The sequence below is a fragment of the Rhizobium sp. TH135 genome, assembly GCF_002855515.1.
Lineage (GTDB): Bacteria > Pseudomonadota > Alphaproteobacteria > Rhizobiales > Rhizobiaceae > Allorhizobium.
In genome coordinates, this window is record NZ_PKRP01000010.1 from 1 (window position 1) to 14,538 (window position 14,538).

Here is a 14,538-nt window from a genome sequence, read left to right on the forward strand (position 1 = left end):
TCGCCGGCAGGTGTGGTGCCGGCGACATCTGGGCGCCGAAGACAGCCCTGTCACTACCGTGGCGGCACGGTAGTGACAGGGCGTACCCAACATGACCGGGACTGTTTGGGGCAGCACACCGGCCACGCGTCAGGAACGGATAAAGGACAGCAGCATAAGGGACTGGCGAGGTTTGCTCGAACCTTGCCAGCGCTGACACCGAGCCATCTTTGCAACAACCCACGGGCCAAGCTGCCCCTTTATCCCGGAAAGGAGAACCTGACATGCCTATTCAACCGACGCGTCCAAGGACGCACCACGCCAAACCCCCGCCCACTTGTACGGCCCTACGGGCACGCCACGGGGGAGTCCAACGAGACACCCAAGGAAAGGAACGCACGATGCAGAACCGCACGACACCACGGCCCGCGATCGGGCGTAACCACAAGGAGACTACGAGACCGTAGAAACGGAGACAACAACAGGGAGTATCCGGCCTTTTGCTTGCCTCTGGCAAGCGCATGTGATGCCGCACGCGGCACTCATGTAGGTCATTAAAACTTACCGATAGACACGACCATGGACGATTTGAGCTTTAGCCTGAAAACCCTCTGCACCCGCTCGGGTGAGGGAAGTTTTGGCACCCGTGCGCTGAGGCAGCGGGGCTTGATGGCCATGGCCACCGATTTGAAGAACATGGGCTACCGCCTGCCCGGCGCAGCAAGCCTGAAAGGCAAGCATGTCACCGCACTGGTCGCCCACTGGAAAACGGGTGGGCTTTCCGACCAGACCATCCGCAACCGCCTCACCTGGCTGCGCTGGTGGGCGTATCAGGTGGGCAAGCCCGGGCTTTTGCCGAAAACGAATGACACCTACGGCCTCGCGGAACGTGGCCGATTTTCCGGCAACAAGGCCAAGCGCCTCGAGAGTGCGGCGCTCGAGCGCGTGCGGGACCCCCGCGTGCAGCTCGCGCTGAAGCTCGAGGCAGCGTTCGGCCTCCGCCGTGAGGAGGCGCTGAAGCTGCGCCCGGTCCTTGCTGACCGGGGCGACCGTATCGCCCTCAAGGCGAGCTGGTGCAAGGGCGGGCGCTATCGCGAGATCCCTATCACCCACGAAAAGCAGCGCGCCCTCCTTGACGAAGTCCGCGCCGTGGTCGGCGACGGCTCCTTAATTGGGACCGGCCGCAACTACCACCAGGCGCTCAAATCTTACGAAAACCAGATCATCAAGGCAGGCATCAGCAATGCCCACGGCTACCGGCACGCCTATGCCCAATGGCGCTACAAGGTCCTCACCGGCTGGTCCTGCCCGGCGGCGGGAGGTCCAACCGTGGACGCTATGACTTCGGCGCAAGCCGCACGTGACTGTGCGGCCCGCTTTGAGATCTCGCACGAGTTGGGCCACGGCCGCCTCGACGTAACAGACACTTATCTGGGACGTCGCTTCGCACCTGCCGCCAAGAAAGAGCACGCGGTGTGAGTAAGACCACCAGCACCATCCTCGAAAGGGTTCAGGAGATGACCCGGCAGGCGCGTGAGCGCGAAGCGGAGAAGCTGATGACGCTCAACCTGGTTAAGGAGGCTATTTCCGAGGCGGCAAAGCAAGGCTACAGCCGCGCGGTCATCGCTCCGATCAAACCCTTGGATCTCACTAAAACAGAGACGGTGAAAGCGACTGTCACCCAGCTTCAAAAAGAGGGCTTCAAGATCGAGTGGGAAGTCCGGCTTCAGCCGGACAACACATCGTATCAGGCGCTGATTGTCAGCTGGTAGGCTATATCATTTGCTAAAAGGCCGCCAACTCACCGTCTAGGCTCGTCTCTCTCTCGTTCAAAACGATTCCGCTGCGCCTGGATCACATCCGCCTCGTCCCTCAACCGCCTATATTGGGCATACACTACTGGTAACTCCTTGCGCGCCATATAAGCATCATCAAAGCGCGCCTTTTCCTCCGGATATGCTCCAAAGAAGTCAGGATTGGCGCGGAGCGCGGCAAAAAGTCCATCATCCCCATTCTCATCCCGGTAAGCCATCATGAGGTCTTGCGCCGCGTCCGGATCACGATACGCCTTCTTCATCAACACCTCATCCAGAGCCTCCAGACGGTCCATCTCATTGTGTATCTGCTGAAGTTTTCGCGCGAGCTTTTGATCCTCGTCGAAATCAATCACTGCTTGCCCCCAGGCTTACTTTAGACTACCCTAAAGTATGTTTAAATTATTTGACCGAAATTCATACATCCGCATACGGATACGTCATCTCGGCTACAGACTTGGCATATTCAAGCTCGTTGCGAAACAACCAGCACCTGGTGAGCGTCGTAGCTTGAGCCGCCTACTCCCCTCCAAATATCCGCGCGAACGCTCCTAGCGTTGGTAGCGATCACGTTCATGGTGTCTATCGTCATGTTGGCGATCTCGCTCATCTGCACGTACAGGCTCAGTTTCCGAAGCCCAGCGCCGAGCTGGAGCGGGGGGCGTTGGGCTGTCCGCCACACTGCGAGATGCTTCGTCTGCCCAGCGGCGCGCCATCACGGGGGAATGCGGTTTAGCGTTTTCACTTTGGCGTTCGTCAGCTTCCCATCTTCGACCCGGTGAGTTTGGGCCAAGTCGAATAGGTCGTTCAAGCTCAGCCAGCATTCGATCTTGTGCATCAGCAAGCTGCCCTTGGCTAATGAGCGATCCGTCCGGCCCGGGTACTGGTAACCGATCATCCTCAGATGACACGCGAGAAAACTGACTGCCAGGCCATTCCTGAAGGGTTCGGGTACCCTCCGCTTCCGGAAGCACCCTCCGGGGCAATAAACGTGAAAGTGCCATTTTCTCTCTCCTTGCCTGACGCTCGACGGGGTCTGGTCCGCGATGTTGCGTCGGTTCCCGTTCAATTCCTGCGGCCGCATGGCTGCGGGGATCTACCGAAATCCCCAACCCAGCACCTTCCAGCGCTTCGTTGACGAGCTTCGCCCACAAGACCCGGGCCTCCTCCACGAATTGCCGCCCATCGGCGGACCGGATCTTGCCACCAAAGCCCTCAGCTGCCACCACCCGGGTGGTCAGCAGGACATGAACATGAGGGTTATGCCCGCTTCCATCATCATGGATGGCAAAGTCCGCCACGAAACCGTGCTTGGCGTAATGCGCCGCAAACGTGTGGCACAGTTTCAACCAGGCAGCAGGCGGAAGCTCGCGTGGTAGCGCGGCCTCGATCTCTTTGGCCAACCGGGCGTCTTTTCGCCGCTCGGAGGCCTCGACGGCGTTCCATAGGGCAGCCCGATCTGCCATCCACGGCGCCGCTCCTTTGGGACACAAGATCTCCGCGTGCAACACATCGCGGCGGCCGCCGAAGGCACTGTCACGCTCCTCGACGGCATTCGGCAGGGTCTCCCCTGCCCGGTACGCGGCCGCAGCGACCGCAGAGCGACCGTCACCACGACTAATGTTTTTCACGTGCAGATGGAAAATCGCCATCACCCTACCCTCACCGCCACTTTCGCGAATGGCATCCAGCAGTCAAGGGCGCACGGAGGGGTCCCAAGGGGCTTGCCCCTGGCGCACGTGCCGGTTTTCTCCGGTCGCGTCCCGCGCCGGTCAGAAAACCGAGCACCCGCATCGCCACTTCGTCCAATGCGTACGCGTTCGGCGATGCGTAAGTGCGCTGTTAGAGCGGCTTACCCGCCTACCTGAAATACTTGATTTTTCCGAATCAGCGCTGCTACCAATGCGGGCACTGGATCGGCGAAGGGGGCTTATGGGTGTCAGACTGGCTAAAGGGGTTCGACCCGCTGAAAGGCGTCGATCTGTTCGGCACAAAATCCACCGGCAACACGCTGGACGGGATTTCCACCGGCTGGAAAATCGGAACCGAGATTACCAAAACCATCAACGGACATCGCGCCCGCAAGAAGATGGAAGAGGAAGCTGCGCGCGAACGGGACCGTCTCCGCGAAGCTCTGGAAAACCCGCCGGATATTCACGGTTCAGCAAGATGGGCCACCGCCACCGATGTCAATCAGGCGGGCGTGCTCAAGCCCGTGACGGCATTCGACACGCCATCCTCCATTCTGCTCGGGACGTTCCCGGACCCAGAACTGAATGACCGGCTCGCCGGGCAGATCCACTGGGATGGCGAGGGCCATCTCATTACCGTAGCGCCTACTCGCTCGGGAAAGTCCACCACCACGATCGTGCCCAACCTGCTGCGTTATCGCGGCTCATGCGTGGTCCTCGATCCCAAAGGTGAGCTCTACCGCGACACTGCAGGCTGGCGGCGCACTCTGGGACCCGTCTACCGTATCGCGCCCTTCGGCCGTGACACCGACGGCTTCAACCCGCTCGCGACCATCGAGTCATTCTCTGACGCCCGCGCGCTGGCCAGCTTGCTAATGCCGCCCGACCCGAAGGCGCAAAACTTCTTCCGCAACGACGCCATAGCCTTCCTTACTGCGCTCATCATGTATGTGGTCAAGTTCGCGCCGCCGCATCGGAGGACAATGGAGGAGATCCGCAATATTACGGCAGGACCAGAGCACGGTCTAACCCAAATAGCCGAAGATATGGCAGGCTCAGGTATTCCTGCGATTGCGAACCCTGCGACCACACTATTGGGAAAACGGCGCGAGGCGCTGGCTACACTGCGCGACACGTTCAACTCCGAACTGGCGGTGTGGGACGATCCCGGCGTCACGGACGCCACCCGCGAAGGACTGGACTTTAAGACGCTGAAAGACCAGACGACAACGGTGTACATCAGCGTACCCTTCGACAAGATGGATGCCTACGGCTCCTTCTTGAAAGTCGTTTTAGCCTCGGCGCTCGATGCAATGCTCCGCAACGAACGCCAGCCAGATATCCCGGTCCTGTTCGTCCTCGACGAGTTTCTGTCTCTCGGACCGTTCCCGCAGTTTCGGGATGCGATCCGCACTCATGCGGGAGCAGGGGTGCGCCTTTGGTTCTTCCTGCAAGATCTTTCGACGCTGGAGGAACACTACCCCTCGTCCTGGAAGACCTTCCTGAATTCCGCCGTCAAAATGTTCTTCGGCACCAACGATGCCTTCACTGGTCGGCTGGTGTCGGAGTACATCCTCGGGGATACTACCGTGGCCCACCTGTCTGGGGGAATCTCTGCGAGCGGTTCGACGACAGGGACGGATATCTTCGAGAAGTCCACGACACGCGGCCATTCCATCAATGCCGATGTCAATTTCTCGCATCGTCCGCTACTGACCCACACAGAGGTTGTCAGCCTGCTGAGTGCGACGAACCCGGACCAGACCCGCGCGGGAATTCTCTCGATCAGCCAGATTCCACATCCCATAAAGGTTCGTCTGGTGCCCTGGTTCATTGGCCAGACCTGCAAAACCCGCGCCGGACTTCCGGTCCGTTGAAGCCATCCATCACGTGAGCCTGTTCATGGTCAGCTTTACCGACTTTTTCCGACCGCTTTCTTTGCGTACAGCTGTTGTTCGATATGCGCTGATCTGCCTTTTAAGGTGGGGGCTCGCTTCGCTTATCTGGTTTCCCGGCCCCCTTGTTTCATACCTGCATCCGTTCAATAACCAGTTGCAGATCAGCTTGTACTATTTCCTTGAAGGCCTTCTCCTTCCGTTTGGTACACTCTTGTCTTTGTCACTTATGCTGGCACAGCTCGTGCTTCTGTGGAGGATGGTCCGACTAATCGGGAAAGATCCGGAGGAGGTTAAGACTGAGCAACGACGAGCGGGGAGCTGGCTTTCGACCCCATTGCTTTTAAGTCTCATCGTTGTCCTAACCTGTTGCGTGATTGGCTGGCTGATTGAGGCCGGGGGTAGGCCGGAATACTTCTTGGGATATCTCCTCAACGGCAGCAGCATACCGGTCCTCGTAGGACTGCTCTTGTCGCTTCTCGGTTTGCTGTTCGGCGGTCGGTTTGTCGCTGGCGCTAAGGCCTCCATGGGCGGGCTGTTTGGCATCAACTACCTGCCGAAGGATCATCCCCTGTCTCAGCGGGTGGCACGACATGCTGAGACCCTCGGCCTTCCCGAAGCACCAGCAGTCGGGGTCGTGAACGTGATGAATGCATTCGCGATGGGCACCCCGAACAACTCAACGGTGGTTCTCGGTCAGCCCCTGATGGATATCATCACGGATGAGGAACTGGACGCCGTTATCGGTCACGAGCTGGGGCACATCTACCACAACGACATGAACCGCATGCAGTTCGCCGAAGGCTTTCAGCGCATGCTGGGGAACGTGATCACCGCGACAACGGTCATTCTCGTCAGTGCCCTCTCCCGCAACCGTTCAGACGCGATGCTGGGCAGGGCAGCAGGTGTTGCCCTTCGTCAAACCGTCTTCGTCGGGTCGGAGCTGGTGGTGAAGGGTATTTCTCGCGCCCGCGAGTTCCATGCCGACGCCGTAGGAGCCCGTATCGCCTCCCCGGCTGCCATGATAGGTGCACTCGAACGACTACACGGGTTGCCGTCACAGCCGACTAAACTGGAATCTCAGTATGGCTACCTGATGTTCCGAGGCAGCCGCCTTGGCGCATGGTTCTCGACCCATCCCCATGTGGAGAAACGCATCAAGGCCTTGCAGGCTCTAAAGGACCGACCGGAAGCTGATACGGCACCAGAGGCAATCCTCCATTCCAAAGTGGATGCCCTGGCGGGCACTGCCGCTATGAAACTCGGTTCCGCACTCGATACTGCGAAGACGGGTCTGGCAAGTGCGTCCACGTCTTTCGCATTCGCGGATCGCAGTCAGGCTGCTTGGGCATCTGCGTCGGGCCTGATGGGCAAATTGCCATCCCCGCGTTTCAATCTCCGGGCGGCCGTCCTGGCAGCTGTCAGCGTGGGAATCCTGGCGCTCGTGGCGCCTGCCATCTACGATTATTACAACATCGATGAGCGAGCGACCGCCCTGAAAGCGTCTGCGTCAGCGACCTATGAAGCGGTGGGAACCTCACTTGCTGGCTTGCCGGATGCGGCTATGGCTTCGCTCAGCACGTACGACGAACAGCTGGCGGAAAAGGACCGAGAAATCCGCAATCGACAAACTCAGATCGACGCGCTCAACGGCAGCCTGGAGCGTATGCGCAGTGATCTTCAGCAGGCTCGGTTAAGTGCGAATGATGCCCGTGCAGAACTTTCGCGCGTTATGCGCGAAAACATGAGGTTGGCGGGAGGTCAGGCGTCGAGCGAAGCCAACTCGAACACGATTGCCACTCTGAAAGCGGAAATTTCCCGGCAGGAAAACCTCGTCATTTCGTTGCGCCGTCAGCTGTCAGCGGTGGCGGCCGCACCTCTGCGCCCAGATCCTTCCGCTTCAGGGTCCAACTCGACTGAAAACTTGCTTCGTCGTCGGAACGAGGAGCTGACAGCACAAGTGGGTCAACAGCAAGCAAAGGTCACGGCGCTGGAACGTGATCTTGCCACGTACAAGGCTACGGTGAACCTCTTGCAGGAAAGGGCCGGGAACGGAGCTGGCCGTTTTGGAGCCATAGCAGCTTCGCGTGACGGCATCGTGTTTCTGACTGAACGAAGCCTGGCCTCCGAGGCCGAGGCACGGAGCGCTGCTATGGTGGGCTGCCTTCAGTTTTCGCGGGACAAGTCCTGTGAGGTCAAAAGGAGCTTTTCAAATGCCTGCATTGCTGTGGCAAGGGTTTCCCCAGGCAATCGTACGTCCAGCTGGCAATTCTCGTTCGGACAAAGTGGGACAGATGCTGAAGATAACGCTTTGCGTGACTGCTACAACCAGTTCAACAAGCGCTGCATGATTACGGTGCCGGGGGTCTGCACAAACGGCAATCCCTGATCCGAGAGGCCGTCGCCTTGTGGCTATGGGTGCCAGACCCTTCTGGATCGATGATATTTCGGTTTTTTCCTCCCAGCGGACCCTAGTCGGTTTCGTTTGGAAAAATGGGACGGCTGCATGCCTCCACACTCCCGAGAGCCTTTCTGAAAGGACTAGGAGGGGCGCGGTGGCCGATCCTTGCCAGCACCACGACCTTCAAGCGAAAACGCTCGCAAAGCCCTCCTAGTGCCTGCTGTGATGGTGACAGATGTGACACCTCCACCCTTTGGCGACGTTAGACGGCTATGACCGTAAAGCTACTGCCGTTGGGTGGTGGCATTCACCACTTTTAGGGCCACCCTGTAATTTTCTCTCAGCAAATTTTGTCGTCGGTGAAAAACGGATCTCGACAAAAATCCAAAAACCAATTTGAAAAAATGTCAGCGCCAGCGTTTTAAATCAGTTTTGCTAGTTTTATATAGTTTTATTTATAGTTTTAGGCACGAAAAACCCTTTAGACACAAGGGTTTACAAGCCGATTTCGGACCGAAGTACGGTTTTGACGGAACGAAGTACGGCAAAGACGGAATGATGTACGGCGTTGACAGAACGAAGTACGGTTTTCGCGGACCGAAGTACGGTTGGGGATGACATATCCCCAGTTTATCCACAGGCGCCCCTGCAACCCTCGGATTCCAAGGCGGGAAGCCATTTTTGTCAAAAATAGGCGGAACGAAGTACGGTGATTTGACAAAACGCCCGAATCGAGGGGGTGCGCTATTTTTGTCAAAATAGGGCGGAGTGAAGTACGGTCTTTTGACAAAATCAGGCGGAGACGGCTTTGACAGCCTCAGGCGCCGGAAGACGCTTGGCCCGGTTGCGCATGATCAGGATGAGGTCGTGGCCCCGATCCTCCAGCTCTAGGTCGTAGTCTGGCAGCGGCAGCACCTGGGCGTTCTCGACGATCTCCTGAATGGCCTTGCGGAACTTGCGCATAGGCAGCATCGACGCGCTGCGCTTTTTCAGCTCTGTGACGGAATAAAACGCTTCCCCCTCCCCTGCTGCCTTGCGGGCGAGGCGGTAGATGAAGCGTGCCAACGGCCGGGACAGCAGGAAGTAGTCAGGGTTCAGGGTCAGGATGGTGGGCTTGCCGTCCGGGCGCACCACGCCGTCGTAGATCCAGCCGGGAATCTCGATTTCCACCTGGTCGATGCGATCCTGGTTGGTGCGGCTCACCACCTTGTAGCGCCCAATCAGCGGGAAGGATTCAGTTTCGCGGCGGTCGCGGCGCCCTTCCCCGCCCTTGAGGTTGGTGATGCGGATATGGGTTGCCTGAAGACGCGCGAGCGCGCGCTCCAGATCCTCGTACTGCTTGCCGCCTAACTCGCGGCGGCAGAACTTCAGGATCTCGGCAGCCGCCGGGCGATAGACTTGCGGCGGGATGCTCGGCTTTAACCCCTTGGCATCCTCGATGCGGAAACGGCGGGTCGCCTCGGCAAGATGCGAGATCATGTTGATGACGATGTCGTAGTCATACGCCGTGGCGATACCGACCTCGGCGCCGCCCTCGATCGTGATGATGGAGTCCTTCAGCTCGTAGCGGATAACCCCCTGCCCTCCCGACTTCGACAGCGAGAACGGTGCGATGTCCATCAGGTTGAAGTCATCCTTCAGCGGCGCGTCGTGAACCGACGGCACGAAGAACATCAGCTGGGCGTCATCGATCGGCGCCGGACGCGAGTTCGACAGGACCCGTCGTGTGCTGCGCGCGGTCGGAATCTCGTGGCCCACCAGTTTCTGGACCTCGTCCGAACGGATGGCCTCGGCAATGTTGCGAAAGCTCACCGCCATGGGGCCGCCCATCTCCTCAAGACGCAGGTCCGCCATGCTGCGGCGGCTGTAATAGCGCCGGAGCCGGGATAGCGCGTCCTTGTCGAGTTCGATCCGCGCGTCGCCACGGGTGTCGGCAATCTGATCCGCCACCTCCTGGAGGTAGGCGTTCTTTTCATGCAGCGACAGGTCTGCAAACGCTTCGCGGGTCTTGAGGTGGAGTTTTTTCACGGCCATGCTGCACCCTACCCCGCCCCGCGATTCCTGCCAACCGCAATGCCGCATTTCCACCCATTTCCCCCGGATTTTCAGGCGGTTTAGTGAAGGTGATACCAATAAGCTACTAAATGGTAGCTATTTAGTAGCTGATAGCTACTTGGTACCAGTGTGCTTATTTGGTACCATATGGTAGCCGATAGCTACCCGATACCATTGGATAGCTGGTAGCTATCTGTTAGCTTTTGGGCGGTAGGGTGGAGCAACGAATTTAGGAGACACACGATGCCCGTGATTTCATTTGCCAACCCGAAGGGTGGCGCCGGTAAGACCACGTCCGCCCTGCTGCTCGCGGGCGAACTCGCCGCGCGTGGCGCCAGTGTCGCCATCGTCGATGCGGACCCCGAGCGCTGGATTTCGCAGTGGGGCTCCTTACCGGGCAAGCCCGCCAACATCACTATCATCAGCGATGTGACCGAAGACTCGATCGTTGATGTCGTCGAAGACGCCTCAACCGAGAACCAGTTTGTGATTATCGATCTCGAAGGCACTGCCAGCCTCATGGTTGCCAACGCCATCGGCATGTCCGATCTGGTCGTCATCCCGACTCAGGGTGCCTCCATGGACGCCAAGGGCGCATCGAAGACCATCAAGCTCATCCGCAACCAGGCGCGACTGGCCAAGCGCGAGATCCCCTATGCCGTCCTGCTGACCCGCGTGAGTGCGGCTGTCGCGTCTCGTTCGCTCAAGAACGTCCGCGACCAGCTCGATGCGGCGGGTATCGAGGTCATGAACAGCTCGATCGTCGAACGCGCCGCCTACCGCGACCTGCTGGACTTCGGGGGCTTGCTGTCGAACCTCGACCCCAAAGCGGTCAGCAACCTCGACAAGGCGGTCCAGAACGCCATGGAATTCACTGCCGAAGTAGTCGCCAAGCTCAAGGCGGTACAGGCCCAGCAGGGGAGGGCGGCGTAAATGAACAACCGCCCCAGCCTTGGGTTCGATGACGATGAAGAAGTCATCGCGCCACCTACACCGCCGAAGAAGGACCCGGTAGACCTGAGCGGCTTCCAGCCGAAGACGGTCGTTCGCCCCGACAAGCAGAAGGTGGAGGAGGCAGCCGCCAAAGCTCAATTCAAGAGCCGCGAAGCTAAGGCGCCGGTCGCTGTGGCGCTACCAGCCCCGACGCCCGCCAAGGCCACGCGCCGCCGTCGCACTGGCCGCTCGGCCCAGCTCAACCTCAAGTGTCGCCCGGAGACGATTGAACAGTTCTACGCCATTGCTGATGCTAATGGCTGGGTGCTGGGTGAGGCCTTTGAGAAAGCAGTCGAGTTATTGAGCCAGGAAAACAGAGCGCGAAAAGGTAGAGGTTGAAAACGCGCGCACTTGGCGCAATAAATAAGGTCCCGGTGCGAAAGCGCCGACTGGAGGGTTGGCTGAGTGGTCGAAGGCAGCCGTCTGATAAGCGGACGAACCGAAAGGTTCCGAGGGTTCGAATCCCTCACCCTATTGAAGAAGCCCGCTCCGGATAACCGTAGAGCGGGCTTCTTCTGATCTATGGCTCAAGATGCAAAAACTGAGTCTTTTATGTGCCAGTACCGAACCGGATTATCTTTCCATCTCTACATTGAGCCCCTATGAAATTGTTTTCTGTCTGCTTGTTCCTCCAAGAGTAGACATCTCCGTCCTCCCAAGTGTCAGGAACGGTCGCTCTGATCAGGCGGCCATTCCGCTGGTCAAGGTAACGAATCTCACACTTTGACGGGCTACAGATTCCAGTTGCAGCAAAATCGCATCCCATGCCCTTAACTGCGACGCATCCGTTCGCATCCTTAGCTTCATGGCTTGGGCCGTACAGCATTCCTTTGCTGCCGCAGGTCTGAATGGCTTCGGCGAGTATTGTCGCTCCCTTGGCCTTTAAATCAGCAGCTTCGACCAAGCTTTTCAGGGCCGTCCAGCTCATTTGATTTTCAAGGGAACCACCAGCCGTGCGCTCTTGCGCGCTGACAATCGTTGGCAACACCAAAAGTGCGCCTAGAAGGAGAGGGGTAAGGTATCGCATGAACCCTTATATCACGCCCTCCCGATCGCGAGACTGACAGGCTGCGGTTCGCGCAACGTCATGTGGCAACAAGGAGACACTTAACCCCACCCGAATAGCCGTATCACGTTCGCGACCATCGCCGCGACGGTCGCGGCAATCATCAGTCCCAGCAGCAGGTAAAGCAGAACATCCTTCATGCGGTGATTGTACCAGAGAGGGCAGGGGAGTTAGTACTCCCCTGCCAGCATGATAGTCAGCACCCGACGGGTCTGCTTGGGGTCGGAAGGGTCTTCCGAGCCGTGCATCATGTCCGGTGCGTAGTAGTCGATTTTCCAGAAGACCTTTTCGCCCTCGATGGTGACGGCGCCGAAGTCGTGCTCGCCGTGGGGGTCGTTGTCTGGCGTGAACTCCTGGAAGGTCTGCACCGCCTCGACGATGCGGCTTTGCAGATCGTCGGGGAGGGCGCGGATGCCTGCGGTCATCAGTACGCGACCTGTCAGGAAGGTTGTGCGCAGAACGTCATTCAGTTCGGCAATGCGGGCGGTGTTGGGTTGGGTCATGGTTTTGGCTTTCCTTGGTTGATGCGCCGGAGCGCGCCACGAAGGACGCGGGGGAGGGGAGGGGTGTCCTGCCCAACTCGGTTGGTGCGGGCCGGGCATGGATGCCCCTCACCCCTTTGCGTAGGTGGGCCGCATCGTCTCCGGCTCATCACCGGAAAGCCACACCACCCTAAGCTAACCGCAACCATCGTGCTGAAGATGGAGGCATTTCAGTGCACAACTGCACCACAAACGGGTAGGCTGCGTTCATGACCTGGCTCTCCAAGCCCATATTTGCACGCATCCTGAAGGGTGTGGCGGTGGCATGGCTCCTGGCCTTATTCCCGGCCCTCACTCCTCTCGCCCAAGCCAACAACTGGGGCGAAATGGCGATGGTCTCAGCGACCATGGGGATTTCGGACAGCCGTATCTGCATCGGCGAAGGCTCACGCGGGGACCTTGGCTGCCCGAGCTATGCTCCGACTATCAGCCCTACGGGCCGCATCAATGCTTCTGCGGGCCTGACGGTGGATTCCGTGAGCCTGACCACGACCGGAACTACCTGGGGATATCTTGGCAGTCTGGCGACCTACCTCCCCAACCTCAGTTCTAACCGAGTCAGTGTAACCACTATTTCCACCACTGTTGTACAGATTGCCAGCACCACAACCGTAACCACGTGCAACAGTGGCTCGATGGGGTCATTGCGTTACAACAGCGCGTCTGCCAGCCTTGAGCTGTGCAACGGGACCAGTTGGCAGACTGTTGGATCTGGTGGCGGAGTAGGGGTTCCCACAGGGGCCATCGCGGCGTTTGCCAGTACCACCTGCCCAACCGGCTGGAGCGAATACACTGCTGCTCGCGGTCGCTTTCTGCGCGGTATTGACAATGGGGCTGGGAATGATCCGAGCGGCACACGGGTTCCCGGCGGTATCCAACAAGATGCGTTACAGAACATAACCGGGTCTTTCGACATTCGAACAACCACGTCCGGCGATCAAATCGCTGATAATGGGACAGGCGCCTTTGCGGTTGGGGCGGCTACTGCGACCCAGAACAATCTTTCCCAAGGTAGTTCGAGTGTGACCAAGCGATTGGTGACCTTCACCGCGTCGTCAGTAGCGAGAACCGCGACTGAGACGCGACCCAAAAACGTCGCTGTAATCTTCTGTGAGTACACGGGCTCAGGAGGTTCGAGCGGCGGCGGTACCAGTTCGACAGTCGTAGCAACCACCCCGGCAGGTTTAACCGGTCAAATTCAATACAATACCAGCGGTAGTTTTGATGCCTCTTCCGGCCTGACATGGGATAACGCCACCAGTCGCCTCACGACCGTCAACATCAGCGCCACAGCGCTGACTGTGAACGGGGTGGCGATTACGGGGAGCAGTAGTGGCGACCGGATTACCTCGGGTACGACCACGGCGGTTGCCACTCCCGCCGGCACGATCGATGTAAGCGCGTCTCTACGGGTCACCGGCTCAATTCAAGTCACCGGCACCATCCAGCTGATGAGCGCCACCACAGCACCGGTTTGCACCGCCGCTACGGCGGGCACCATCGCCCGCATCAACGGCAAGACCTATGAATGCCGGATGTAGCCTCGGACAGGCAGAGAGAGGAGCTAGTAAAGCGGCCCGGTTTAGCCTACTGGCGAGGAACTCCACCTCTTAGGACATCTAATGCCCCGCATTCTCGCCGCACTTTGTTTCCTTAGCCTCATCGCACTACCCGCCTCCGCGTTTGATAACCAGCGCATCGTGAACGCCGGAAAGGTCCTTCGTGCAGCGGGATTCGAGACGATGTTTGAAAGCCCCACCCTTGGCTATGTGGGCACCAGCGGTAACCTCCGTATTCATCAGTTTGACGATAATCTCAGCGTCATTGCCGACCAGAATGGGAATCTTGAGGACCACAAAGCCATCTGTGCGATAGTGCTGGCTCATCTCGGAGGCGTTGACCCCAGTTTCGCCGCCCCGGCAGTAGATCGGGTGTTCGACGCACAGTTCGCCGGGCACAGAGATGTTGCCAAAGCTGGCGGCGCCTGGATTACGGTGGTGGCCTCGAACGACCGCTTCGTCGAATGCCAGATCAGAGCGGATTAGACATCGAGGCAACTACCCGTCAGGTTCTCCACCTTCTTGTGAAGAAAACCCCTGGCG

At 58.8% G+C, this 14,538-nt stretch carries 13 protein-coding genes and 1 tRNA gene; 9 read left to right on the forward strand and 5 right to left on the reverse strand.

What is annotated here, in order from left to right:
• The first annotated feature begins 558 nt into the window (after positions 1 to 558).
• Positions 559 to 1,458, forward strand: a complete 900-nt coding sequence (locus C0V73_RS22695; protein WP_102022298.1) for a phage integrase N-terminal domain-containing protein — start codon at positions 559 to 561, stop codon at positions 1,456 to 1,458.
• Positions 1,455 to 1,751: a hypothetical protein gene (locus tag C0V73_RS22700; protein WP_102022299.1), complete on the forward strand. Its 297-nt coding sequence runs from the start codon at positions 1,455 to 1,457 to the stop codon at positions 1,749 to 1,751. Before C0V73_RS22695 ends, C0V73_RS22700 begins: the two co-directional genes overlap by 4 nt.
• Before the next feature lie 29 nt (positions 1,752 to 1,780).
• Here the strand turns inward: C0V73_RS22700 and C0V73_RS22705 are convergent, their stop codons facing one another.
• Positions 1,781 to 2,149: a hypothetical protein gene (locus C0V73_RS22705; RefSeq protein ID WP_102022300.1), complete on the reverse strand. Its 369-nt coding sequence runs from the start codon at positions 2,147 to 2,149 to the stop codon at positions 1,781 to 1,783.
• Positions 2,150 to 2,344: 195 nt separating this feature from the next.
• Positions 2,345 to 3,445, reverse strand: coding sequence for a MobQ family relaxase (gene mobQ, locus C0V73_RS22710; RefSeq protein WP_102022301.1), 1,101 nt, complete (start codon positions 3,443 to 3,445; stop codon positions 2,345 to 2,347).
• A gap of 284 nt (positions 3,446 to 3,729) precedes the next feature.
• Between mobQ and C0V73_RS22715 the strand changes: the two genes are divergently transcribed.
• Positions 3,730 to 5,361, forward strand: a complete 1,632-nt coding sequence (locus C0V73_RS22715) for a type IV secretory system conjugative DNA transfer family protein (protein ID WP_102022302.1) — start codon at positions 3,730 to 3,732, stop codon at positions 5,359 to 5,361.
• A gap of 25 nt (positions 5,362 to 5,386) precedes the next feature.
• Positions 5,387 to 7,768 (forward strand): M48 family metalloprotease, encoded by a 2,382-nt coding sequence (locus tag C0V73_RS22720; protein ID WP_102022303.1) that lies wholly within the window; start codon positions 5,387 to 5,389, stop codon positions 7,766 to 7,768.
• Positions 7,769 to 8,572: 804 nt separating this feature from the next.
• Here C0V73_RS22720 and C0V73_RS22725 read toward each other — a convergent pair.
• Positions 8,573 to 9,814 (reverse strand): replication initiator protein A, encoded by a 1,242-nt coding sequence (locus C0V73_RS22725; protein ID WP_102022304.1) that lies wholly within the window; start codon positions 9,812 to 9,814, stop codon positions 8,573 to 8,575.
• Positions 9,815 to 10,078: 264 nt separating this feature from the next.
• Between C0V73_RS22725 and C0V73_RS22730 the strand changes: the two genes are divergently transcribed.
• The 3 genes from C0V73_RS22730 (at position 10,079) to C0V73_RS22740 (ending at position 11,305) form a co-directional block, all read left to right on the forward strand.
• Complete coding sequence (locus tag C0V73_RS22730) at positions 10,079 to 10,768, forward strand: ParA family protein (RefSeq protein WP_172450279.1); 690 nt, start codon at positions 10,079 to 10,081, stop codon at positions 10,766 to 10,768.
• Positions 10,769 to 11,167 (forward strand): stability/partitioning determinant, encoded by a 399-nt coding sequence (locus tag C0V73_RS22735; protein WP_102022305.1) that lies wholly within the window; start codon positions 10,769 to 10,771, stop codon positions 11,165 to 11,167.
• 52 nt (positions 11,168 to 11,219) lie between these two features.
• Positions 11,220 to 11,305: transfer RNA gene (locus C0V73_RS22740), tRNA-Ile, on the forward strand.
• Between the two features lie 73 nt (positions 11,306 to 11,378).
• Here C0V73_RS22740 and C0V73_RS22745 read toward each other — a convergent pair.
• Together C0V73_RS22745 and C0V73_RS22750 are read right to left on the reverse strand one after the other, a co-directional pair.
• Positions 11,379 to 11,855 (reverse strand): hypothetical protein, encoded by a 477-nt coding sequence (locus tag C0V73_RS22745; protein ID WP_143708371.1) that lies wholly within the window; start codon positions 11,853 to 11,855, stop codon positions 11,379 to 11,381.
• A 209-nt stretch (positions 11,856 to 12,064) separates the two neighbouring features.
• The gene (locus tag C0V73_RS22750) at positions 12,065 to 12,397 is read right to left on the reverse strand and encodes a DUF3768 domain-containing protein (protein ID WP_102022307.1); all 333 of its coding nucleotides are present in this window, start codon (positions 12,395 to 12,397) and stop codon (positions 12,065 to 12,067) included.
• A gap of 248 nt (positions 12,398 to 12,645) precedes the next feature.
• Between C0V73_RS22750 and C0V73_RS22755 the strand changes: the two genes are divergently transcribed.
• Positions 12,646 to 13,977, forward strand: a complete 1,332-nt coding sequence (locus C0V73_RS22755; protein WP_102022308.1) for a complement C1q protein — start codon at positions 12,646 to 12,648, stop codon at positions 13,975 to 13,977.
• Positions 13,978 to 14,058: 81 nt separating this feature from the next.
• Positions 14,059 to 14,481: a hypothetical protein gene (locus C0V73_RS22760; RefSeq protein WP_102022309.1), complete on the forward strand. Its 423-nt coding sequence runs from the start codon at positions 14,059 to 14,061 to the stop codon at positions 14,479 to 14,481.
• The last annotated feature ends 57 nt before the right edge of the window (positions 14,482 to 14,538 follow it).